This is a genomic window from Gorillibacterium timonense, from assembly GCF_001457415.1.
Taxonomy (GTDB): Bacteria; Bacillota; Bacilli; order Paenibacillales; family NBRC-103111; genus Gorillibacterium; species Gorillibacterium timonense.
Genome location: NZ_LN881723.1, coordinates 1,029,754 through 1,052,701, shown reverse-complemented (window position 1 = coordinate 1,052,701; position 22,948 = coordinate 1,029,754). Strand labels below are relative to the sequence as shown.

Below are 22,948 nucleotides of genomic sequence, written 5' to 3'. Positions count from 1 at the left end.
TGAGCGGGAAGGCGTTCGTTATGCGATCGTCATGCGGGAGCGCGTTCGGTTCATAGGGATTGTCGATGCGGCGGCCCCTTCTCCCTTAAGGCTTCGCTTTGCTTCGAGCTCGCTCCTCCCGCTCCCAGCGGAGTAAGGAGGGGTATGGATCGAAGGCCCACTCCGCCTTTCCGGTGTCTTTGTACAGGCCGTAATGGAGATGGGGCGGAAACTTGCCGGACGTTCCCGGCTTGCCGTAGCCGGAGCTGCCAACCCAGCCCACCACCTGACCGGGCCGGACAGGCGTCCCGACCTCCACCTCCTTCGAAAAACCAGACAGATGGGCGTAATAATGATACACATTATTTAGATCGCGGATGCCGATCCTCCAGCCTCCATAGTTGTTCCAGCCCTTCACTTCAATGATTCCATAGCAGGTACTGCGGGCAGGCACTCCGTATCCGGCGAAGATATCGGTGCCCTCATGAATCCGGTTCCCGCCCCAGCCGCGGCTCGCTCCCCAGGTACTGCGGAAGGTGTACTCGGACTTTAGCGGCACCGGAAAGGCGTGCTCCTGCAGATCGAGGCGTCCGAAGGCTTCATAGATCTTCGCAAATTGATCGATGCGGGTCATCCCGCGTTCTCCGAAGGTTCGGCGAAGGGAGGCTTCCCATTGGGCGGCTCCGCCGTTTGCCGCGCTCATGTCCTGCACGAAGGCGAGCAGGGTATCCAGGTCGTTGCGGCGGTCTGCTTGCCCGTCCCCGGAGCCGTCTCGGCCTTTGCCTCCGAATATCCCGATGCGGGTTGGGCTCATGTCCTCCGGGTTCGGATTCAGAGGCCCGGCCCATTCGGCTTGCGGATAACGGCCACTTCCCTCCGGCGCTCCTTTCTTGCCGGCTCTGGTGACCCGATGGAATTGATCGGCAGCCGCAAGCCGGTACCAAGGGATTCCGGTAGCTAAGCTGAGCTGGTCAAGGAGCTCTCGCCTTTCCTCCGGTGTAACCGGAGGAAGCTCTTCTTTTCCGGGAGCCGCGGGAGGAGGTGTTCGTCTATTCTCGGCATGTCCGATTCCGCTGAGAGCGGTTGTGGCGGCCAGGATCCCTGCTGCTGCGGCAAGCGTTATCCTTCGCAGGCTCTGACTCGGTCTGTTCTTCATGCTTCATCTCCTGCCTTTTGCATAAGAAGTCAGGACTGTCCCCGATATGTACGTTAGCATGTTCAGGTAGGCTTGAATTATCCGGCAGCGAAAGGCAGAAGCGGCAATTCTCCGGCTGGGAATTGATGGAGACTGGAAGGGCATGTATCGAAAAAGCACCCTGACCGGTTACCCGGCAAGAGTGCTTTCGTCCCTGGACGCATCGAATTCTTAAGATTCCATTTGCCATTCTTCAAGCATAAGCTGATAAAACTGAACATCGTGCCAGCCGTTAAATTTCCAGCCCGTTTGCGGAAAGGTGCCTACGAGCCGGTAGCCAAACCGTTCGTGCATGTGTACGCTCGTGTCGTTGCCTACGGTTATGCAGGCGATCACCGAATGGTAGCCGAGCGTCTTGCTTCTGCGCAGCAGCTCTTTCATCAGCATGGTTCCGATTCCGCGGTTATGAAAGGCTTTATCGAGATAGACCGAGCTCTCCACAGTCGGCCGATAAGCGGGCTTTGCCCGGAAGACCGACAGGTAGGCATAACCGGCAAGGCATCCGTCGGATTCCGCCACGAGCAAGGGATAGCTGCCTCCGTAATGCGAGAACCATTCGAGACGCTGCTCCAGGCTTTGCGGCTCCAAATCGAAGGTTGCGGTAGAGGTTTGAACGTAATGGTTATAGATGCGGAGCAGCTCGGGCACATCTTCGCGAACCGCTTCTCTAAGGGTTACCATGGGGTTAGCTCCTTTATGTCTGAAATTCATTTCTCCAATTATACTCCCGCCAGGCGGAAAGTGGAATGTTGGACTTTTCATGGTATAATACGAGAAAGGAATTTGTCGGAAACCCCGGGCATTCACGGGGATGGGGGTGCGAATTTGTTTCACGTTGGCGGCAATGTATATGAATTGGTGAAGGAAAACAAGAGCGGTTGGAATTTGGAAATGTTTCGCAACCGGTACAGCGAGGTTCTGGAGCGCTATGACTATGTCGTCGGCGACTGGGGCTACAACCAGCTTCGTTTGCGCGGTTTCTTCAAGGAAGCCAATCCGCGAATGACCAAGGAATCCTCGATCGTCAACCTCGAGGATTACATTAACGAATACTGCAATTTCGGATGCGCTTACTTCGTGTTGGAAAAGGTCGGTCAAAGCGACCGTACGAGCGAGGAAGCGGCTATACTGGAAGAGGGCGGACAAGTCGAGGGAGCCGCTGCGTCGAACGAAGCCGGTCGGCCGGACAAGCTCGAGCGGCCCGACCGCTACAACCGCAGTGGGGAGCCGCGGCCGGTCCGCCCCGTGCGGCCGGACAGCCGGCCTGTCCGCGAGAGAGGGCCGGAGACCCGCAGCGCGGGAGGCTCCGCGTCGTCCGAGCGCGAACCAAGCCGTCCGGGCGGCGAACGCGTCCAATGGCCGGACAAGAAATCTCCGCGTCCGGACGGCGACCGGTCCTCGCGCCCACGGCAGGATCGGAATTCCGACCGCCAGCAGGAACGACCGAACCGTCAGCCGGATCGGCCGTCGCGGAATTCCGAGCATTCCGGACCGCGTCCCGATCGAACGGATAAGCAGCAAGAACGTATGACAAGGCATGCAGATCGCCCGGAACGGTCCGAGCAGCAGCCGCAGTCGGAGCATCACGTCCGAAACGACCGTCCGGACAAGCGCCACCACCGGAAGCCCAATGCGGACAAGCCGCGGAATGAGCAGGCCGTCGCGGAAACCTCCTCGCATGATCGCCGCCCCATGCCGTACCGGAAACGCCGGCACGGAGGAGGGGGCCATCAGGAGGGAAGCGGAAACCCCGCTTCCTCAGAACAGGGGAGCCCTCGTCCGCCGAGACAACGGCCTCAGGGCCCGAATGCCCAGCCTCCGTCAGGGAATTGATCGCGATAGCAAGTCCATTGTCCGGCATCGTCGTACGGATTGATCGAAACGGAATCGATCGGTAAGATAAGGGGAATGGAAGCGGAATGAAACGTGCGGAACCCGCAGGTTATGAGCTGCCCTTGCTCTAGCATTCGCTAAAGGGCATCTACCCCTTGATGCTTCAGCCCCTACTAAACACAAACAGCAAGCCTCCTAAGGGGCTTGCTGTTTTTTTGGAGCACAAGCATGGAAAAGGCTTGTGCTCCTTAATTGATGGTGTTGTTTTACATTTTACAGTCTCATATCCGTCGATCTTAGAAATCCGTTGTGGGCTCCTGGCCGATGAAGGCTCTCTGAACGCGGCTCCAAAACGGATACGGACGGTAGCGGGCAAACCGGATCGTCTCCTTCGCCACGCTCACCCGAATGGATATCAGATCGCTGCGCTGAAGTCCCAGATGATCGAGCGACAGCATCATCCGTTTGTCCGCTTGCGGATAAATGTCGCAATGATGATGCTTGGGCAGCACCAGGGAAGAGCCGACCGTGCGGAACACCCGGTTGTTGATCGAGGCGATCTCGGTGATTTGCAAACAGGGGATGGACGGGTGGATCACCGCTCCTCCCAGGCTTTTATTATACGCCGTGCTGCCGGATGGGCTGGAGATGCAGATGCCGTCCCCGCGGAACGTCTCGAAGATCACGTCGTTCACATCCAGCTGCGCGACCATCGTTTCCTCGATCCCTTTTATCGTAAATTCGTTCAGCGCTAGATGAATCTCTTGGCTGGTCTTGGTGCGAAGCTCGATGGACAAGAGGGGATACTCCACCATTCGGTTTGCGTTCTCCTCAAGCGGCCGCGCCATGACCCGGGCCATCGTCTCCAGCTCCTCCGGCTTCCAGTCAGCGAAGAACCCGAGCCGGCCGGTATGAAGACCGACAAACGCAAGGCGGTCAAGCTGATCCTTGTATTTATGAAAGGCTTGCAGCATGGTTCCGTCACCGCCGATCGAGAGCACCGTGTCGGGAGCCTCCTCGTCGAGCGTAAGACCGAGCTGGTCCGCGAGCCGGGTAAACCGTTCATGCAGCGCCAAGGAGACGCCGTCGCCGCGATTGATGATGAAGTACTTCAAACTCGCATCCTCCTTACCAACCTGTCCTGTCTATCATATCAAAAAGCTGTGATAAAACAAACGCCGCCCTCTTGGGCGGCGCAATAGCATTCACTTAATGTACCGTCGTGAATCCGAGAGGCATCTCGAAACGGTGAGCGAACAGGGGATGGTCGGGACGAACCCTCACCGAATAATGCTCCAGGTGATGAAGATGGACCGGGATCTGTCCGCGGAACCGGACCTTACCGCCTCCGAGCTCTTCCTTTCGTTCCAGAGGGACGTGAACCGGCTCCCAGATTCCCTCGGAGTTATCGGCGTAATAGACGATTTCGGCCGCGACGGAATCTGCCGGGAGCAAGCCGAGCCCGATCTCCACGTCGACCTCCTTCAGCCCTGCGGGAGCCGACTCTTCCGGTTTGTCCTCGACAAGGGTCACGCTCACTTCCGGCCAATGGTCGTTCACGAGCTTCTTGAACCGGGCTAGCGCCTCGGCTTCGGCATGGTCGTTCGCCGTGAAGCGGCAGAACCGTTCCATCGTCGGAACATAGAACTCCCGGGTGTAATCCTGCACCATCCGGTTTGTATTATATTCGTGCGCAAGGGTCTGGATGGAATGCTTCATCCGCGAGATCCAGGTGTGCGGACAATCCGCATCGGCATCCGCGTAATAGAGCGGGATGATCTCATTTTCGAGCCGGGAATACAGCGAATCGGCGTTTTGCTGCTCTTGGGCTTGCCAGTCGCTGTGCGGGTCCGATTCGATGGACCACCCGTTCGCGCCGTCGTAGCCTTCCTCCCACCAGCCGTCCAGAACGCTGAAATTGAGCACTCCGTTCATCGCAGCCTTTTCGCCGCTAGTTCCGCTCGCTTCCAAGGGACGGAGCGGATTGTTCAGCCAGATGTCTACGCCTTGGACAAGCTCCCGAGCGAGCCCGATGTCGTAATTCTCCAGCATGACGACCTTACCGCGGAATTCATTCAACTGAGAGACGCGGTAAATCTCTCGGATCAAGTCCTGACCGGGAATATCCGCCGGATGGGCCTTGCCGGCAAAGAGGAATTGCACCGGCCGGGTCGGATGATTGAGGATCTGGCTGAGACGCGGCAAATCCTTGAACAGTAGATTGGCGCGCTTGTAGGTAGCGAAACGACGGGCGAAGCCGATGGTGAGAGCTTCGGGATTCAGCAGGGTCCCGGCTTCCGAGATCCGTTCCGGGCTCTCCCCGTTGCGGCGCCGCTGCTCCTCCAGATTGGCTCGAGCGGTGTCGACCAGCTTCTTCTTCAGCTTGTGGTGGCGGTCCCACAGCTCTTCATCCGGAATGGAGGAGACTCCAAGCCACAGAGAAGCGTCTGCCTGATCGGTCCGCCAATCGGCCGGAAGATGTCGGTCATAGAGCTCCGCGATCTCCGGAGCGGTCCAGCTTTCCATATGAACCCCGTTGGTGACATGCCCGATCGGCACCTCGTCAACCTCAAAGCCGCCGAGAAAGCCTTTGAACATCATGCGGGAGACATGGCCGTGCAGCTTGCTGACGCCATTGCGCAAGGCGGCGCAGTTCATGGCTAGGAAGGTCATATTGAACTGGTTTTTGTCCGGATCGAAGCCAAGGTTGATCACGGATTCTCGAGCGGAGCCGAAGACCGGGAGATATCCATCCAGGTTACGATGGAACAGATCGAGCGGGAAGGTATCGTGTCCGGCTGGAACCGGGGTATGGGTCGTGAAGATCGTGCTCGCACGCACCAGCTCCAGAGCGGTCTCATACGGAAATCCGGCAGCTAGGTATTCGCGGATGCGCTCCAGCGAAAGGAAGGCCGCGTGTCCTTCATTGATGTGGTAAGCAGCAGGTGCAAGGCGGAGAGCTCGCAAGGCGCGAACGCCGCCGACGCCGAGAATCAGCTCCTGGGCGATGCGCATGTCCTGTCCGCCGCCGTAGAGCTGAGAGGTCAGCTCGCGATTCACCGGCGAATTGTCTTCCAGATCGGAATCGAGCAGGTAGAGGGTGACCCGGCCGATCTGGGTCGCCCAAATCTTTAGCTTCACCAAGTCGTGCTCGATCAGGACATCCACGAACAGCTCGCCGCCGTCCGCTCCCTGCACCGGACGTACCGGATGATCGGCAAAGTCATGATCCACCCGCTCTGCTGTCTGAATGCCGGAGGAGTCCAGCTTTTGCCGAAAATAGCCCTTCCGGTATAGCAGACCGATTCCGGTCAGCGGCAGGCCGAGGTCGCTGGCGGATTTCAGGTGGTCTCCGGCAAGGACGCCGAGACCTCCGGAATAGATCGGCAGAGACTCGTGAAAGCCGAACTCCGCCGAGAAATAGGCGATGCTATCGCTTCGGTAACCGGGGTATTCTTTCTGGAACCAAGCGTTCGCCGCTTGATAAGAGGTCCACGTTGCTGTGACCTCCTCGTATAGCCCGGCAAATTCCTCGTCCTGAGCGAGCCGCTGCCAATCTTCTTCTGTCAGTTGCTTCAGCAGGAGGACGGGATTGTGCGAGAGCTGCTCCCAGAGGACAGGGGCCATGTGGCGGAAAAGCCGGGTGGCGCCATCGTTCCAGCTGAACCAGAGATTGCCGGCCAACTCGGATAGCGAAGCGAAACGCTCCGGAATTCGGAGATCTTGGGCCATAGCGCGAACACCTCTTTCTCGTCGAGGCCCGATTAGCAGGGAGCCGTCAACAGGGAATTATTTCTGTCTATTATACAATTGATACGAAATCCATTGCAAAAAGATCAGGAAAACAAGCAGCAAAAGAATTCCGGCAAAAATGATCATCGTGACGGGCAAGGGGCCATACCGGGTAAGCCATAAGGCAGCATCGCCGGGAGCGGCCCTGCTGAGAAAAGCGGGCAGCAAGGGAGAGAGGCTTGGAGACCCCGATTCGGGTGAGAGGAGTCCGGCTAACGGAAAGACGAGCACGGCGGCCATGATCCCGTGGAGCAGCCGGGCCAGGCAAAAGGGCCAATAGCGCATCGTCGTGCGCGTAAGCAGGCTGAGAACCTGCGCATGGACGGACAAGCCGGCCCAAGAGAGCACGAAAGCGGCGGCGGCGATTCGGAAGAGGAGAGGAACGCCCTCTGCTTGTCCGGCAGAGCTTGTTCCGAGCGTCACTTCAAACAGACCGCCAACAATGGCGTCCGAAAGGGCCGCAGGCAGCCCGAACAGCTCGAGACTAGCGGCGATGGGGCGGGAGATGAGCGAAAGAAGGCCGCTTGAACGCAAAGCAGCGAGGAAAACCGAAAAGAACACCACGAGCCCCCCCACGACGAAGACCAGCTTGAGGGAGGATGCGATGGCTTCGCGAAGCAAGAGTCCAAGCGGGCGTCCGTCCAGAAGGCGCGCCTCGTGCATGGCATCGAAGGAACGGGCGAGCAAGCTTGTCCGGCCACTCGTCCGTTTGCTTGCTTTCTCGATGGAGGAAGAGGCCCCTGGAGTCGAAGACCTTGAATGGCCGTGGAACCTCATCAGAAACCCGAGCACCAGAGCCGAGCCGTAATGAGCGGCGGCAAGCAGCAGCGCAACGCGGGCATCGCCGAAGAAGCCGACGGACACCGCCCCGATCAGGAAGATCGGATCGGACGAGGTGGTGAAGGCGACCAGCCTTTCGCCCTCCTCTCGGTTGATCAGCTTCTGCTCCATGAGCCGGGAGGTTAATTTGGCGCTGACCGGGTATCCGGAAGCGAAGCCCATCGCCATGACAAAGCCGCCGATGCCGGGGATGCGAAACAGCGGACGCATCAGCGGATCGAGAAGCGTTCCGAAGAAATGGACGATGCCGAAGCCGAGCATGACTTCGGATGCCAGGAAGAAGGGAAACAAGGCGGGGAACAGCACATCCCACCAGATTGCGGTTCCGCGGACGGCTGCCTGCAGGCTTTCCCCCGGGTCGAACAGCATGAGCAGCAGCAATGCGGTGATCCCTACTGCCGGTAGCAATCCGGTCCGATATCCGATATGCCCCATGAGGCTCCCCCTCTCCTTGCCTGTTTGAGCGAACTAGCTTAAGCGATAGGACCGGCTCGTCTATGTATATGAGAGGGAATCCGCTCCCATTCTTCCGAGTGAATCCTCGTACTGTGATTTGTCCGACCCTGTGATAAAATAGAAAAAGACGGCAGCGAGAAACCGCTGCCGCTCTGAGAATAGGCACCCGGAGAGAGGAAGTAAGGATGATGCTGGAACCTTTATATCAAGTAACCGAGAAATGCGGCTATTGCGAGACGGAATTCCGAACCTCCAAGGTCCGCTCTAGCTTTAAGAAGTCAGCTTACACGGATACAGATTTCTTCTGCCAGTTCAAAACGATCAACCCGGACCATTATGTTGTAGCGGTCTGCCCGTTCTGTGGATACGCTTTCACTGAGAATTTCTCGCAAGGGCTTTCGCCGGAATTTCGGACGAGGTTCGAACTGACGGTCCGCAAAAATTGGCAGGGAGTAGACTACAGCGGGGAGCGAAACTGGGAGGATGCTCTGAAGTCGTATAAGCTGGCGCTTCTGTGTGCACAAATCAAACAGGAAAAGGAGCGGGTGGTCGCCGGATTATTGCATCACATTGCATGGCTGTACAGAGAGAAGGGCGATACAGAACAGGAACGGCGGTTTTTGACCCTTGCTCTGGAGGAGTACATAAAGGTATATGAAGTGGAGGGAATTAGCGTAAACAATGCGAGGCTGATGTACCTGCTCGGAGAGTTAAACCGCAGGCTCGGCCAATACAACGAGGCGATCCGCTGGTTCGATCGGGTCGTTAATGACAAAAAAATTATCGACTCCGCGATGATTCGCGCCAGCCGCGACCAATGGGCGGCTACCCGGCAGGATATGCAGGACCAATTGGAGAATTCCGGCCATAAAGAAACAGGCCACGTATAGTCGGGACCTGTTCATCCTTGCAGATAAGTAAACTCGGTTTGATACTCGGAACGGTCCTGATAGAGCGTATGCCTGTTCTTACCCGATTCCTTGGATTCGTACAAGGCCTGATCGGCATATTCGATGATGGCTTTCAAATCGGTGGAGGTTCCGTCGGAGACGGCGATCCCGATCGAGATGGTGATATTCCGAATCAAATAGCGCTCCTCGAGCGAGAAGGAATGCTCTTCCACCGCTCGGCAGAGGCGGCCTGCCACTCCGTGTAGATAGTCGGGATCGTTCTCATGACAGAGGATGATGAATTCTTCTCCGCCATACCGAGCGACGTAATCCCCGATTCCGATCGTATCTTGAAGAATGGAGCCGACCTCGCGAAGCAGATCGTCTCCTTGCAGATGACCGAAGGAATCGTTGTAGAGCTTAAAATCGTCAATATCCACCATAAAGATGGAGATTCGCTGATACTTGATGGCGTTCCTCGCCATGTTCATAAAGCTGTGAAGATTGGGGAGGCCGGTGAGACCGTCCTGATTGGCTTGCAGCTCAAGACGACGCTGAACCAGCTGGCTGCGAGTTTCGTCGTTCAGCATGAGGATGAGGATCGCGAGTACGGCGGCTGACACCGCGAACAGGATCAGGTTTGAAGTAACCCACCACTCATTGCGAACGGTGGGATCAATGGCCCATTTGCCAAAGCGGACCAGAAGGAGCAAGCCGCTGACGGCAGCTCCATCCCAGATTCTTAGGGGAGTGGTGGGATCGCTGTATTCCTTCTTGTGAAAGATCGAACTCAGGATGACCGGAAGAATAAAGGTTTGAACCAGGTCGAATGTACTCATGTCCATTCCGAAGATCCCATAGATCGTCGGGAGTACAGCCGAGAGGAGTCCGGGTCGGAGTCCGTAGCGCAGCGAAGCCATGACGAGCGGAGCAAACCCCAGGCTCTGTCCCAGCGGACTCTCCATCGAGATCAGCATGATCACGATAGCAGCGAATCCCGTATAAATCGGAACGGCGAACCATTCGAAGGATTCTGCTTTCTTCTTCAGTTTTACGGCCGTATAGCTCATGGTGATCAGCGCACAGACGTTCGTTATCATGGATAGATAATCGTTCACGGCGTCCACTCGATTTGCAGGTTATTTTTGGAAACAAGTTTCGTATTCATTATATCTGATTTCCATATGGGGAAAAAGTCCCAAAAACGAAAAAATGACGGATAAATATCCGTCATTGGTCCTGATTATGACAAAGGGTTTTTTCGCTTTGGGATTGTTCGGTCGGCGAGCAGATAATCTCCGTCCGCATCGACCAGCTTGAGCCTGTTATAGCAGCAGGGGAAGACGAGCAGCTTCTTTTTCCCGTCATGGAGCTCCTTCAATTCTTCCTTCTTCATCGGCAGGAGAACATTGGGACGGGAGCAAAACGGGCATTCCAAGACGTATACATCGGAGCCGAGCGTTTCGTAAGGCCAGGTTCGTTCAAATGGGACCATCGATCAGGACTCCTTGGCCGAGGAATCGTCGTCCTTATCCTCTTTAAGCTGGCTTGGCTCTTGGGAGAGCTGAGCCAGCTTTTGCATCAGGATGTGTTGGGGCATATGCATGAGTTGTTCGATAGGAATGTTGAGTGCTTTCGATAAGGTAACGGCCGTTTCGGCCGATATTTTGAGCGGCTGCATGAGAAACCATCCTTTCCGGGAAGCCTTGCTTCTTGTTCCTCCCATTAAATCATGGCTGACCACGGGATTCAAGCGGGAGTGAAGATTGATTATAACGGTTCTTCCTATTTCCGAATCGAAATGGAATGTGTTTTAATGGAAACGGAGATTCTCACCTACAGCGTGTTAGACCGAATTCCGGACGGTTGGACTTGACGATGACGTCTTCCCCGTAAGCAAACACGCTCTGGCAGGTGGGATACATTATCAATGAACGAAAGGGTGTTGACCATGAATAAACCACTCAATCCGGTTTGGGACCTGGACTGCTATTTTCCCGGCGGCAGCGAGTCCAAGCAGTTCCTTGCTTTTCTGGATGATCTGAAGGAGAGAGCCGTCTCCTTCCGCAGTCGTTTGGAGAAAGCGGCGAGTCCTCAATCTCTGGAGGACGCCGAGTCCTATGCGGACCTGGTGCATGAATTTCAAGCGATCTTTAACGGGATTTTTGAAGGGGAATCCTTCACGGGATGCCTGGCTGCACAGGATCAAGCGGATCGGAAGGCCGTCGCGCTGGGAAACCATGTTCAGGACATCTCGGCGGTGTACCAATCCGCCATGTCGCTCTTGGACCGGTTTCTCTCGGGCATTCCGGATGACGTCTTTGCAGCCTTGCTGAAGCAAGCTCCTTGGTCGGATGCTGCGTTTTACTTGAATGAACGCAGATTTCTGTCGAAGGATAAAATGTCTCCCGAGCTGGAATCCCTCGCAAGCGAGCTTGCCGTCGACGGCTATCACGGTTGGGGCGAGCTGTACAATACGGCTGTGGGCAAAATTCAAATCCCGTTCGAAGAAGACGGGAAGACGGAGCTTTTGTCCGCGGGCCAAGCCTTCAACAAGCTGCACAGCCCGGATCGCGAGACCCGCGTGGAGCTCTTCAAGCGGTGGGAAGCTGCCTGGGAGGACCAAGCTGATTTCTGCGCGGACGCCCTCAACCACCTTGCTGGGTTCCGACTTCGCCTGTATAAGCAGCGGGGATGGGATTCGGTCCATAAAGAGCCGCTTGCCATCAACCGGATGACAAAGGAAACCTTGGATACCATGTGGGGCACGGTGGAGAAGAACAAAGACATCTTCGTTCGCTTCCTGGAGCGCAAAGCGAAGCTGCTCGGGGTAGATCGCCTCGCCTGGCACGATATTGACGCCCCGATCGGCAAAGCGGAGAAGAAGCTCAGCTACGAGGAAGGGGCAGAGCTGATTATCGAGCAATTCCGCAGCTTCAGCCCGAAGATGGCTGATTTCGCCAAATACGCCTTGGAGAATCGCTGGATCGAAGTGGAAGATCGCCCCGGTAAACAACCCGGTGGCTTCTGCACCCCCTTCCCGATCGAGGAGGAGAGCCGGATTTTCATGACGTATTCGGGAACCTCCGACAACGTTTCAACACTCGCTCATGAGCTGGGACACGCTTTCCATGACGATGTGATGAAAGGCATGCCGCCGATTGCGAAGCATTACGCAATGAATGTGGCGGAGACGGCTTCGACGCTGGCGGAAACGATCCTGAGCGATGCGGCAATCAAGGCGGAGACGGACAAGGAAGCCAAGATTTCCCTGTTATCAGATAAGATTCAGAACGCGATTGCGATGTTTATGAACATCCACGCTCGCTTCCTCTTCGAAACGAATTTCTACGCCGAGCGGGAAAATGGGCTGGTCAGCATCGAGCGTCTGAACGAGCTGATGGTGGAAGCGCAAAAACAAGCTTATCGCGATTCCCTGAGCGAATACCATCCGCATTTCTGGGCGGCGAAGCTTCATTTCTACGCGACGGATGTTCCCTTCTACAATTTCCCGTATACCTTCGGTCTGTTGTTCTCCTCCGGCATTTATCAAACCGCTCAGCAGGAAGGCGAAGGGTTTGAAGACCGTTATATCGCCCTGCTCCGGGATACGGCCAGCATGACGGTGGAAGAGCTGGCGTCGAAGCATCTCGGCGTCAATCTGGAGCAGCCGGATTTCTGGCAGCGGGCCATCGACTTGTATGTGGCGGATGTCAACCAGTTCCTGGAATTGACGGAAGACTAAAACTCGCTTCTGTTACACGGATCGATACACGGATCGATACACGGATCGATACACGGATCGAGAGCGGAGCTGCCCACACGGGGAGCACCGAAATCGCCAATCCGAAAGAAAGAGCCTTTTCCGCGATGATGGCGGGAAAGGCTCTTTTGGTAGAGGGGCTGTTCACAAGAAAACGCTAAAAATTAAAGATTTCGATCGTCCGTTGAAGCTGCTTGGCGACATTGGTCATCCGTTCGGACTGTTCGACCATATCTTCCACCAGGGCGATCTGCTCATTCATCGAGGCGGAGACCTGTTCAGTTCCGGCGGCCGATTCCTGAGTGATCGCGGCGATGCCTTCCATGGTGCGGGAGATGGCCTGCGCTTTCGTCAGCATGGTGTCGCTCTGTGCGGCAAATTTGACGATGAGATCGGTGACATAATGAATATTGCCGGCGATTTCTTTGAACACCGTTTCCGTGTCGCGGATATGGAAGGTTTGCTCGCGGACGGCCTCCTCGTTGATTTCAATGTTGCGGATGGCTTCCTGCACGCCTTGCTCGATGCTGCGGACCAGGTTGAATACTTCCCGCGTTGAGGAAGCCGATTCTTCCGCCAGCTTCCGCACTTCCTGGGCGACAACTGCGAACCCTTTGCCATGCTCACCTGCTCTCGCCGCCTCGATGGAAGCGTTCAAGGACAATAGGTTCGTCTGTTCGGCGATATCGGAGATGGTGCGGGTAATCCGCGTGATCCCGCTTGCTTGCTTGGCCAAATCATCGATCGTAGCGGCTACGTTGGAGGTCGCCTCTATGTTCCGTTTCATTCCTTCCCCCTGGCTTTCCATGGCTTTGCGTCCTTTTTCGGCAAGATCGACCATCAGCTTGGATTTATCCTTCATGTTAATGGAGGATTCCACATAGCCCTTCACCGATTGTTGGATATCGTCGATTTCGGCCGAGATTTTCGTGACGCCCTCCGAGATTTCACCAGCGCCTGAAGCGAGTTCTCCCGCCGAAACGGTCACCTGCTTCAAGACCTCGGTCATCGTCTGATTCTTGAGATAGTTCTTATGGCTTGTGTCGGCAACCTGCTTCGTAATTCCAACCGTATCTTCAAGGATTCCTTTGAGCTTTTCCGTCATTTTATTGAAGGAATCGCCCAATTCTCCAATGCTGTCATGAGTATGGATGGTCAGCTTCTTCGTAAAATCTCCCTTGGCAATGTCGAGGGCCAGTCGCGAGACATTCTCGATCGGCTCTGTAAGCGCTCTCTCAAGAACCAAAAGAAAAGGATAGGCAAGTCCTAAAACAACTAGCACCAATAAGATGTTAAAGAAAAAGCCAAGCTTGGACAAAGCCAGGAAAAGAATGGAGTAAACCAAAAGCATGGTGTAACAACCCGCGTAGAGTTTTTGCTTAAACGACATTTTGTCCATAAACGACGACATCCCGCATCTCCCCTGACAATTGGTAGAATCTTGAATGGGCTCATTATAACATGACGTCGTTCGGAAGGTCTATGAATTTGGTCCCAACTTCTCAAGAAAGGTTGCAGAATGGTGAATATAATGGAGAAAAAAGGATGCTGAAGGTAAAGGGGAGTGGAGAGATGTCTTTGATGAACTGCAAGCGCTGTGGCAGACTGATGGTGCAGCAGCGGCGATCGGACTGCTGCGAAAGCTGCCGGTTGTATTATGATGAGTCTTATCGGGAAATTCGCCGCTGCCTTCATTCCCAGCCTCATCTGACCGCCTACGATGTTCACAAAGAAACGGGCATCCCGCTGTCAGTCGTACTGGAACTGGTTCGTTCTTGATAAAAACGGAGAAAATGAAACCAAGCGCTAAAAATGTAAAAAAATGTTGATCAACTGGGACTATTCGCATATAATAAGCCTCAAGCCTCATGAATCTACATACAACGCCAATATACCTTATGACTGGAGGGAAATTAGTGATCGATGAGCTTTCTCTTTCGAGACAGATCGATTATGTCTTTCGGGAGATACGGGATGAGTTGATGCGCTTGTCCTCGGGAACCGTGTTTGTGCAAATTCGTAACAACGTGGTGGGAAAGTTCGGCATTAAGCACAATCCATTGGAGAGCAGGGACGGCTGCATGCAGCTCGATGACGGAGGCTTGTCCGAGTCTCAGGTCTCCATGCTGCACCGCATGGCTGTAGATTCGTTGCGGTACAAGGTGAACTGGACGCACGGGGAAATCTTCTATGAATTCGCTGTTCAGAAGACGAGGTTATGCGCGAGCGTACAGTTCGAGTCAAACTACAATTACATGAGCAGAAAGACGCGCTAACACTGGATTTATGAAGGTTTTTGATCTCTTTGCCCACAGAATTGCCCACACCCTACATATTCGTGATGGTTTGGGTCTCTTCGAGAGCCTCTGCGATTGCATCTTGCATGTTTTCCAGAACGTGGGCGTAGGTGTTAAGGGTGACGGTTGTGGAGGCGTGTCCCAGACGTTCTGAGACCGCCTTTATTCCTATTCCAAGACCAAAGGGCTTAGGGGATAGGAGAAATGTTGCGTGAGTGTGACGGAGCTCGTGAGGGGTTATATAAGGAACACCTGCAGCTTCAATATCGTTTTTCATGCCTTTGTTCAATGCGGAGTTGTAAACAATGTCGGATCTTTGTCCTGGTATTATTAGATTCAGGCGGCTAAGCTTTTGGCCCAGCTTTAACCTCTTGAGATAGGCGGCCACGCTCTCCGGGATGGTTATCGATCGATTTGAGGAGTCTGTCTTTGGCGAAGGCTTGATCTCGATACCCTTTGACTTCGTATAAACCACGGTTCGATCTACACGAATCACTCTTCGTTTTAAATCCACATGATCCCAATCCAAGGCCAGTATCTCCCCAGGCCGCATTCCAGTGTTCAATGCAATCAAATAGAACGGGTAAAGCCTACTTTTCGCGGATGATGTAAGGAACTTAGTCCATTCCTCTTTAGTCCAGACATTGTGAGTTTTTTGCTTGTAGCCAGGCTTTTTTACGTGAGCGGCGGGGTTCGTGAAGATAACACCGGTTACAACTGCATGCCGTAATGTCTGGTTAACCAGCCTCATAATATTCCGGATCGTTCCGGGGTTTAGTCCTTCGGCAACAAGAGTATTAACGAACCTCTGTAGGTCAGCATGGGTTACCTTTTGAAGCTTTAAGTTCCCGATCTGTGGGACAATATGGTTTTCCATGATAGCTAGTTTGTTTTCGTAGGTTGTGCTTCCGATTTCATTTACCAGCGTAACCTCAAGGAATTCCTTCATGAAGCCGGCTACAGTTTTGCGGTCACCTCGTGTGGCGGCCATTCCCCTCTGATAGTCCGTCCAAAATGCGGCCGCAGCTTGGCGGGCCGCTTTCTCCGTTTCAAACCCACCTTTTTCTTTGGTTAATCGCTTCCCGGTTAACGGGTCCTTTCCAAGATCAATCCGGAACTCCCATAGTGCTCCACAGGTGCATTTCTTATGCTCTGGGGGGCATTTGCATCCTCTCTGGCGGTAAGATCCTTTCATGATTTCACCTCAGCTTTTTTCTTTATGAAGAAGCGGACTTCCACCACTTTTCCGATAATCCTTACGTCATCCTTAGACACAATTTCTGGCTCAATGTTTACTTTTGAGGGCATCAAGATATACATATCGCCAACTTCCTTGACACGCCTTAGCGTTGCAAATCCTTGTTTTATTGATAACAATGCAATATCAGCGGGGTAAGCATAGTCTTGCTTAAGAACGATAATGATATCGCCTTTTTGAATCCTATCCCCACTCATGTTGTCATCGTGAACGATTAATGCAAAGCCACTGCGGTTTAAGGTTACTTCAGGATCAACAAATACTTTTCCCTTGAGGTTTTCAAGGACCTCAATTTCAACACTAGGCTCTTTTTGATCATATATCGGCATGGTTGACAACACTTCTTGCGATGTTTTAATTCCTTTGTCACGTAATGAATTTTCAATTTTTCGTATCTCGTTCATTGAGGCGTTTTGTGAATTTTGTAGTTTTGCATAAAGCACTGCAGGCGACTCCGCAAGATCTTTTAAGTATGAGAGGATAATCTTCGTATCCTCTTCATCGAGTCGAAGATTTGTTAAATATACTGTGAGTTCTTCTTTATCGAGAATATTATCCGGCAAGTAATCTTGAGGAAGAGCACGGAATAGGTATGATTCTCGCAACTCGTTTTCAAGAAATGGAAATAATTGATTTCCATCGCTTAGAGCATCTAAGACACTCTCGATCTCTAATTGCCTTTTAACATGTCTTTCATAAGCAGCTATTTGACCACTGCTTAAACTGCTCAGGTTAGCTTCTGCAATTAACTTTTCCGGATCTCCTCCAGTTACCTTAGCTAAGGCTCTGGTGATATCTTCTGAGGGTGCCGGACGCTTTCCCAGACGCAATTTAGAAATGTAGGTTGGATGAACTGAAATGTCCATATCGGCACACTCTTGAGAAATCTGATCGAGTGTCTTACCAGATTTTTTAATATATGTGTCCAGAATTGCTGCGTACGACAAATTAATTCCTCCAACAGTTTATTTTTAAATAGTATAAATCAACTAGACAGACTAGTCAATTTTTTAGACTGAAATAAAGTGACAGACAAGGAAGGCTTGAAAACCCAAAAAAACTGTGGTACAGTTTTCCTAGACAAAAAAGTCAATGTAGAAGGGGGTGAGTATTTGACTAGATATCAAACAAACATTGCTGAACTTAGGAAAAGACTTAAGATGACACAACAGGCTATAGGGCTAAAATTTCAATCTCCAGTTGATGTGACAGTGGTTTCGCGTTGGGAAAGAGGTATTACAAGGCCAGACGCAGGGAACTTGCTGGAACTTGCTAAGGCATTAAAAGTTAACCCGGATGAAATTGTCTTTATCAAAATTGACAGACAAGACAGTCTGTAAAAGGTGGTGTGCCAAGCATGACATTAGTAGAGTCTCTTCCCGATATTTTAACGGCTAAACATATTGCCGATTATTTATCTATTTCACGAAGAAGAGTTTATGAGCTCTTTCAATTGTCGCCAGATGCGGGCGGAATCCCCTGCTTTGAGATCGGCCTATCCAAGCGGGTAGAGCGAGTAGATTTCTTCCGTTGGATAGAACAGCAGAAGAAGGCTAAATTTCACAAAGTGTCTGATCTTTGAACCATTTGCTCATGAACTACGAGTGACCCCGATTTTCTTGGGCTATTGCCCACAAAACTACATGAAAGTGGGTGCGTTATGGGATACCCGATAGGCGAACAAGAAACAACCTGCACTTATGATCATGTTACCAAGGAATGGACCGTCTACTCGTGCGTAAAACGGCACATGACCCGTCTGATCCGAATTGCTGGGGAACCGCATTGGATGGAGGAAGAGGAGGGCCGGTTGGTTGCAGGAAAGTGGACCCTGAAAAGTAGCCAGGTGCGATTCGCGAAGCTGAGGGGTGAGGATGTCGCAGAAGAGGAGGACGAATCCGAAAGTGAAATTTGCCTGGAACGAGACCAAAGCACTTCTACGGTTAGCGGAGCGGCTGGAGCTGAAGGATGAAGCTCTCAAGAAGTGCGGCGTGACGGTGTTGGAGTTCGAAGCAGCTCAAGTCGATATCATTCATGCGATTCTCGATGTTAATCGGATTCGCAGGGACGATCCCGCGGTAGATTATTTTACGCATCCGGCCTTCCAGTTTGTATGGCGTCAGATTGGACTTCGTGAAGCATTGGAGGATATGCGGCAGAGGTATGAAGAGCTGCGACAGGCGAAAAGCGGGTGAGGTGATTGAAAATCAATAATCAGCCTGTTATGCGGGGAGGTGAAGGCTATGCCGGTCTTCCGATCTGCTAAAACAGGTGAAGTACCGTTTGTTCGCATCGATAGGCCGGTTGTCCAAGACGAACGGTTAAGTTGGAAGGCCAGAGGGCTCTTGGCGTACATGTTATCAAAGCCAGACAACTTCAAGTTTCACCTTGAGGAGCTGGTCAATCATGCACCTGATGGACTGGATAGCGTAAAGTCCGGCGTCAAAGAGTTGTCGAAGTATGGATATGTAAAACGCTATCCCATTAAGGAAAAAGGAAAGATCGTTGCTTGGGAAATGGAGGTCTATGAGCAGCCTTCACCACAAGTGGATTTTCCACTAGTGGGAAAACCACCAGAGGAAAAACCTCTAGAGGGAAATCCCATGCTAAGTACTAAAGATATAAGAACTACTGATTTAAGAACGAAAGATAAAAAAGATTACATCGATTTTCCAATCGATGCGCACAGGTTTTTGAAAATCTATGATGACCTCTTTTACAGCTTGCTAGGCAAACATCATATGAGAGTGTCGCCAGACAGCTTGAATTTCATTCTTGAGAACATGGAACTGCTCGATGAATTCGAGATTACAGATGAACAGTTTCATGAAGCAGCGGAAGATCACCTTATGTTCCTGACTGATACAAATAACGGGAGCGTCATCGCCTTCATCCATACGTTTAGGCGGCGATTCGATATTCCCCATACCGGTGAGCCGTATTAGGAGGAACCATGAACAAAGATAAAAGGAACGTCATCGCCGGAGCCTTGGCTAACTATCGCCTAGCTCTTGCCCTGGAAATGCAGCATCCTGCCTTGGATAAGATCGGAAGAATGCTTGAAACCTTGTCCGAGAAAGAGAAGTGGCTGGTCGAGGCCCGATATCTCAGTGCAGAATCGGAATATACGTTTGATTCTCACTTGTATCAAGCAGCCCATATGTCCGGGATCACTTACTCAAAGATCCGAGCAAGCGCGTTTACCAAGCTTCAGGGGATCACGGACCTCATCAGCCCTAGCCAGAGATTCGGGCAACCTCCAATTCTCAAGGAGAGGGGAGAAGCCCATGATCAGGAATGAGCCGATCACACTGGCTGAGCTGGCCCGCATGTGGTACGACCGGAGCCCGCTGCAGCATCAAATTATCGTTCGCAATCTGCGGAAGCAAAGCACTAAGTCCCTGTGATAGGTGGTCCCCAAAGTGGCGAAAACGCAGCTAGACAAGACATCCTTCTTACTGGACCGCTACTCGCTGATGATGCGGTGTATAGAAGACTTCGAGACACATTCAGCCGATCTTCAAAAGGCAATTGTCGAAGGAGAAGCGGCCCGGAGAATAAGCCAGGACGACATGTATGCTGACAAGACAGCGAATGCCGTCATTCTGATGGACAAGCAGCGCTGGATCTATTCCGAATACAGGCTGGTGACGATGCACATTGCCCGTGCTATCGGATTGGTGATGGACGACGATGCCCGGAAGATCCTCGATCACCGCTATCTACGAGGGAAAACCGCAAAGGAAGTGGTCCTGTTCTTCTCCGGATCCATGAGCAAAAGCACGGTCGAGCGGAAAATGAGAGAAGGCAAGTCGGCGGTAGCCAGCACATTGAAGCAATGGGAAATCCTTGATCGTCCATGGGACTTGTATTCCTAAACTCGAAAGGAGAAGGGTTACCCCGAGCGTAACCAGTACACCGCATGTTCTGTGTGATTCAAGAGATTACTAACAAGCGTCCGGATCCGAACGGCTGGCATAAGGAGTTACTTCTCGATGAGACGCTTGAGCACTTCGAAGGCAGGATTCGGAAGAAGTACGGCTACAAGCTCAGTTCTGAACGATTCGAGAGGCCCAACCGGACAGCATACAAGATCGCCGTTCATCAAAGCTACCGGGAAGGCGAGCACATCCGTAAGCGACAATGGGCAATCTGCACGATCGGTTATTACGAGCTGCTGACCTCTTCACCGAAGGAGCAAGTCGATAAGCAGCACCTGAAGGCTAAATTGAAAGAAATCGGGATCACCGAAAACCGGCTGTGGGAACTGGTGGATGCCAAGCTTGCTCCGATTGTCCAGGCAATCAAGCTCGAGTTCGAGGCTTCGGAAGAGTTCAAGACTCAGCAGGAGCACAAACGGTTAATTCGAGCATGGCGCATACGAAGAAAACTCTTCGAGAAATCGAACGGTGTGGATGCTTATGAGTTCTGTTACGACTTCTTCAATGAGTCGATGGACCTGAAGTTCGAACATGAACTCAGCAAGGCATTCAGAGAACGGAAAGAAGAGGAGGAGCGGAAGAGACGCGCTGAAGAGCGGGAACGGAGTTATTGGGAGCACTTCAAACGAGAAAGCAGTAACTACAATGGTAACTACGGATTCCCGCCTATCGATAAACCAAGCAGCCGGTTCTCGGAAGCTGAACAAGCGCTTCTAAAGAAATTCTACCGGGTATTGGCCCGCTCATTTCATCCGGACTTACCAGGAGGGAGCGAGGAGGCTATGAAGTTAGTAAACACGCTAAAGGAGGATTGGGGGATATGATCCCCTCACAGTATCGGATTTTGATGTAAGAGGAAAGGGGGACTCATGGGAATGCATCCTGATGTGGAAACGATCATCATGGATCGGCTGAGAGAAGGTCTGCGGAATGGAACTTTAACTGCGATAGACCAGCAAGAACTTGATGCTCTTATTGGCAATGTCGAAGTCATTGTAGGCAAAGTTGCTCTGAGGCTGGAGACAGTGGAAGCACTTATTCAAGAACGCGGACTCTCCGAGGAGTTCGAAACGATGCACCGGCTGGCAAAGCAGAAATTTATCAAAAGGAGCCATGGCTATGAGTAATCGTGCTGTAATGTTGGACGTCGAATCGGAACAGGGGGCTACTGGGTATGTTTGAGATTCATTACAAAGTGCGCCTCCGTTGTGGCGACCGCTTAGTTACGGTGAGCGTATTCACGCCGGACAAAGCAAGCAATGAAGTCATCCTTGCTCAAGCAAAGGTCCGGGGAGTCGAGTTTCTTGCGCAAATCGGCAATAAAGTCGAAGAGAGCGACTTCACTCTTGTCTCCATCCAAGATTGCGGTCCATGGCCGACTTTTTGAGCCCGAGAGCAAGCTTTTAAGAGTAATCAGCCTTAACCTCAAGCGTCGTCACCTCACATCAGCCCAAAAGGCAGCAATCGCCGTAGAGATGCTTCCGTTGCTGGAATCAGAGGCGAAGGAACGTCGGGGGAGGACATTAAAAAAGGGGGCGGCCGCTCCCGATACGGAAAAAATTCCGGAACGGGAGCAAAGCGAATCCCGAGCCCAAGCCGCCAAACTAGCCGGCACCAATGAACGGTATGTGTCCGATGATGATTCCTCGGAAGGAGGTGTACACATGTCGATATCATTGATTCTTCAAGTAGCTGAAATCAAATGCAGGCTCCTTGAGCTTGCTGCGACCATCACTGAAGACGCGACGTTCCCGCGCGAAGCTATTGTTCTCGATCTTCTCCAAGCCGCTAGCAATGCACAAGCACTGGAAGCGGAACTTGCGCCACAGCTTGATCAAACTATCACGACACTGTTCAAAAAACTGGACACCGAAGGGAGAGCTCTACATGAATAATCAAATCACCCTGAAGCAAGCCCGCATGAATGTTGGGTACGAAATCCAAGAAGCCGCTAAGAAGTTGGGGGTCAGCACCCGAACACTTCTCCGCTGGGAGACGGATTCCGGTCCGATGAACTTGATTGAGTTCCACAGGGCAGGCCAACTCTATGGCATCAAGGGCGATCACATCTTCATCGGCAAAGCCGTTGATTGCCCTGCAGCAGGGAATGTACTCGCTAAGGCGATCCGCAAAGCGGCCACGGTGGAGGCTGATCAAATCACCATCAGCGCTGAAACGCTTCTTGCGGAGCTCAAGATCCTTGGGGTTGATGTTAGCGAAGCCGAGCGCTTCCTGGACTCCTTGGACGAAAAGAAAGACGCCCCCACCACTGCGAATGGTGAAGGCGCCGCTTGCTAAGAACTCATCTGCTCATTCATACGGACGCGAAACGGGAAAGTTTCGTCCATCGAACACATTTCTCTTATTGTTATAGACTATTGTTCGATTAATTTCAATAGGTAACGGCAATAAGCGAAGGGGGTGATGCTTATAAGCTGATGAAACACATTTGAGTGCGGCTGTGGTTCCAATTATGCCTTTATGAGGCCATGAAGTGGAGCACCAGGCGACTCACGGGTCCTTCCAGCACCTCAGACACTCTGCGGGTGCGCGTGAGCCCGAAAACCCTGTAGATTTTAATTTGAAAATTTACTTTCGCTTTCGCTTTTGAGTGAAGCAGATGATTAAAACAGGAAAATCCCTTCATTAATGCGCTGTTTTAGGACCGCTGATCAGAAGTGAAAAAGCGAAAGTGCACAAAAAT

Annotated in this window: 27 protein-coding genes; 16 read left to right on the top strand and 11 right to left on the bottom strand. The window is 52.6% G+C overall.

What is annotated here, in order from left to right; all coding sequences use genetic code 11:
* Window positions 1-85: 85 nt before the first annotated feature.
* On the bottom strand, window positions 86-1,135 hold the full coding sequence (locus tag BN2684_RS12390; RefSeq protein WP_058302434.1) for a M23 family metallopeptidase: 1,050 nt from the start codon (window positions 1,133-1,135) through the stop codon (window positions 86-88).
* Window positions 1,136-1,345: 210 nt separating this feature from the next.
* Window positions 1,346-1,855: a GNAT family N-acetyltransferase gene (locus BN2684_RS12385; RefSeq protein WP_058302433.1), complete on the bottom strand. Its 510-nt coding sequence runs from the start codon at window positions 1,853-1,855 to the stop codon at window positions 1,346-1,348.
* Between the two features lie 102 nt (window positions 1,856-1,957).
* Between BN2684_RS12385 and BN2684_RS23925 the strand changes: the two genes are divergently transcribed.
* Window positions 1,958-3,007, top strand: coding sequence for a YutD-like domain-containing protein (locus BN2684_RS23925; protein WP_234340225.1), 1,050 nt, complete (start codon window positions 1,958-1,960; stop codon window positions 3,005-3,007).
* A gap of 296 nt (window positions 3,008-3,303) precedes the next feature.
* On the opposite strand, the gene BN2684_RS12375 is transcribed toward BN2684_RS23925, so the two are convergent.
* From BN2684_RS12375 to BN2684_RS12365, 3 genes are all read right to left on the bottom strand, one after another.
* A complete protein-coding gene (locus tag BN2684_RS12375) occupies window positions 3,304-4,122 on the bottom strand; it encodes an NAD kinase (RefSeq protein WP_058302432.1) in 819 nt (272 codons plus the stop codon).
* A 94-nt stretch (window positions 4,123-4,216) separates the two neighbouring features.
* The gene (gene glgP / locus BN2684_RS12370) at window positions 4,217-6,739 is read right to left on the bottom strand and encodes an alpha-glucan family phosphorylase (protein WP_058302431.1); all 2,523 of its coding nucleotides are present in this window, start codon (window positions 6,737-6,739) and stop codon (window positions 4,217-4,219) included.
* A 57-nt stretch (window positions 6,740-6,796) separates the two neighbouring features.
* On the bottom strand, window positions 6,797-8,074 hold the full coding sequence (locus tag BN2684_RS12365) for a nucleoside recognition domain-containing protein (RefSeq protein WP_392389010.1): 1,278 nt from the start codon (window positions 8,072-8,074) through the stop codon (window positions 6,797-6,799).
* A 206-nt stretch (window positions 8,075-8,280) separates the two neighbouring features.
* Here BN2684_RS12365 and BN2684_RS12360 point away from each other — a divergent pair, with 206 nt between their 5' ends.
* Window positions 8,281-8,985, top strand: a complete 705-nt coding sequence (locus BN2684_RS12360; protein ID WP_392389009.1) for a DUF2225 domain-containing protein — start codon at window positions 8,281-8,283, stop codon at window positions 8,983-8,985.
* A gap of 11 nt (window positions 8,986-8,996) precedes the next feature.
* Here the strand turns inward: BN2684_RS12360 and BN2684_RS12355 are convergent, their stop codons facing one another.
* The 3 genes from BN2684_RS12355 to BN2684_RS12345 form a co-directional block, all read right to left on the bottom strand.
* A complete protein-coding gene (locus tag BN2684_RS12355) occupies window positions 8,997-10,103 on the bottom strand; it encodes a GGDEF domain-containing protein (protein WP_058302429.1) in 1,107 nt (368 codons plus the stop codon).
* Between the two features lie 125 nt (window positions 10,104-10,228).
* Complete coding sequence (locus BN2684_RS12350; protein WP_058302428.1) at window positions 10,229-10,480, bottom strand: hypothetical protein; 252 nt, start codon at window positions 10,478-10,480, stop codon at window positions 10,229-10,231.
* 3 nt (window positions 10,481-10,483) lie between these two features.
* Window positions 10,484-10,666 (bottom strand): YycC family protein, encoded by a 183-nt coding sequence (locus tag BN2684_RS12345; protein ID WP_058302427.1) that lies wholly within the window; start codon window positions 10,664-10,666, stop codon window positions 10,484-10,486.
* Between the two features lie 270 nt (window positions 10,667-10,936).
* On the opposite strand from BN2684_RS12345, the gene BN2684_RS12340 reads away from it, so the two are divergent.
* A complete protein-coding gene (locus tag BN2684_RS12340) occupies window positions 10,937-12,730 on the top strand; it encodes a M3 family oligoendopeptidase (RefSeq protein ID WP_058302577.1) in 1,794 nt (597 codons plus the stop codon).
* 175 nt (window positions 12,731-12,905) lie between these two features.
* Here the strand turns inward: BN2684_RS12340 and BN2684_RS12335 are convergent, their stop codons facing one another.
* Complete coding sequence (locus tag BN2684_RS12335) at window positions 12,906-14,159, bottom strand: methyl-accepting chemotaxis protein (protein WP_058302426.1); 1,254 nt, start codon at window positions 14,157-14,159, stop codon at window positions 12,906-12,908.
* Between the two features lie 134 nt (window positions 14,160-14,293).
* Between BN2684_RS12335 and BN2684_RS12330 the strand changes: the two genes are divergently transcribed.
* Window positions 14,294-14,527 (top strand): hypothetical protein, encoded by a 234-nt coding sequence (locus tag BN2684_RS12330; RefSeq protein ID WP_058302425.1) that lies wholly within the window; start codon window positions 14,294-14,296, stop codon window positions 14,525-14,527.
* 137 nt (window positions 14,528-14,664) lie between these two features.
* The gene (locus BN2684_RS12325) at window positions 14,665-15,024 is read left to right on the top strand and encodes an O-methyltransferase (RefSeq protein ID WP_234340224.1); all 360 of its coding nucleotides are present in this window, start codon (window positions 14,665-14,667) and stop codon (window positions 15,022-15,024) included.
* A gap of 52 nt (window positions 15,025-15,076) precedes the next feature.
* Here BN2684_RS12325 and BN2684_RS12320 read toward each other — a convergent pair whose 3' ends face one another.
* Entirely contained in the window at window positions 15,077-16,240 is a 1,164-nt protein-coding gene (locus BN2684_RS12320) for a site-specific integrase (protein WP_058302424.1), read from the bottom strand.
* Window positions 16,237-17,250 (bottom strand): LexA family protein, encoded by a 1,014-nt coding sequence (locus BN2684_RS12315; RefSeq protein ID WP_058302423.1) that lies wholly within the window; start codon window positions 17,248-17,250, stop codon window positions 16,237-16,239. The genes BN2684_RS12320 and BN2684_RS12315 overlap by 4 nt, the downstream gene beginning before the upstream one ends.
* Window positions 17,251-17,346: 96 nt before the next feature.
* Between BN2684_RS12315 and BN2684_RS12310 the strand changes: the two genes are divergently transcribed.
* The 11 genes from BN2684_RS12310 (at window position 17,347) to BN2684_RS24290 (ending at window position 22,542) form a co-directional block, all read left to right on the top strand.
* Window positions 17,347-17,643, top strand: a complete 297-nt coding sequence (locus BN2684_RS12310; protein ID WP_058302422.1) for a helix-turn-helix domain-containing protein — start codon at window positions 17,347-17,349, stop codon at window positions 17,641-17,643.
* A 17-nt stretch (window positions 17,644-17,660) separates the two neighbouring features.
* Entirely contained in the window at window positions 17,661-17,885 is a 225-nt protein-coding gene (locus BN2684_RS12305; protein WP_058302421.1) for a helix-turn-helix domain-containing protein, read from the top strand.
* A 322-nt stretch (window positions 17,886-18,207) separates the two neighbouring features.
* A complete protein-coding gene (locus BN2684_RS12300; RefSeq protein ID WP_058302420.1) occupies window positions 18,208-18,498 on the top strand; it encodes a hypothetical protein in 291 nt (96 codons plus the stop codon).
* Window positions 18,499-18,546: 48 nt separating this feature from the next.
* Complete coding sequence (locus BN2684_RS12295; RefSeq protein ID WP_058302419.1) at window positions 18,547-19,248, top strand: hypothetical protein; 702 nt, start codon at window positions 18,547-18,549, stop codon at window positions 19,246-19,248.
* An 8-nt stretch (window positions 19,249-19,256) separates the two neighbouring features.
* Window positions 19,257-19,604, top strand: coding sequence for a hypothetical protein (locus tag BN2684_RS12290; RefSeq protein ID WP_058302418.1), 348 nt, complete (start codon window positions 19,257-19,259; stop codon window positions 19,602-19,604).
* A gap of 121 nt (window positions 19,605-19,725) precedes the next feature.
* Window positions 19,726-20,181, top strand: coding sequence for a hypothetical protein (locus tag BN2684_RS12285; RefSeq protein ID WP_058302417.1), 456 nt, complete (start codon window positions 19,726-19,728; stop codon window positions 20,179-20,181).
* 53 nt (window positions 20,182-20,234) lie between these two features.
* Complete coding sequence (locus BN2684_RS12280) at window positions 20,235-21,068, top strand: hypothetical protein (protein ID WP_148449959.1); 834 nt, start codon at window positions 20,235-20,237, stop codon at window positions 21,066-21,068.
* 51 nt (window positions 21,069-21,119) lie between these two features.
* Window positions 21,120-21,371, top strand: a complete 252-nt coding sequence (locus BN2684_RS12275; RefSeq protein WP_148449957.1) for a hypothetical protein — start codon at window positions 21,120-21,122, stop codon at window positions 21,369-21,371.
* 47 nt (window positions 21,372-21,418) lie between these two features.
* On the top strand, window positions 21,419-21,631 hold the full coding sequence (locus tag BN2684_RS12270) for a hypothetical protein (protein WP_058302414.1): 213 nt from the start codon (window positions 21,419-21,421) through the stop codon (window positions 21,629-21,631).
* Window positions 21,591-22,139, top strand: a complete 549-nt coding sequence (locus tag BN2684_RS12265; RefSeq protein WP_159065792.1) for a hypothetical protein — start codon at window positions 21,591-21,593, stop codon at window positions 22,137-22,139. The genes BN2684_RS12270 and BN2684_RS12265 overlap by 41 nt, the downstream gene beginning before the upstream one ends.
* On the top strand, window positions 22,132-22,542 hold the full coding sequence (locus BN2684_RS24290) for a helix-turn-helix domain-containing protein (RefSeq protein ID WP_058302412.1): 411 nt from the start codon (window positions 22,132-22,134) through the stop codon (window positions 22,540-22,542). Before BN2684_RS12265 ends, BN2684_RS24290 begins: the two co-directional genes overlap by 8 nt.
* Window positions 22,543-22,948 lie beyond the last annotated feature (406 nt).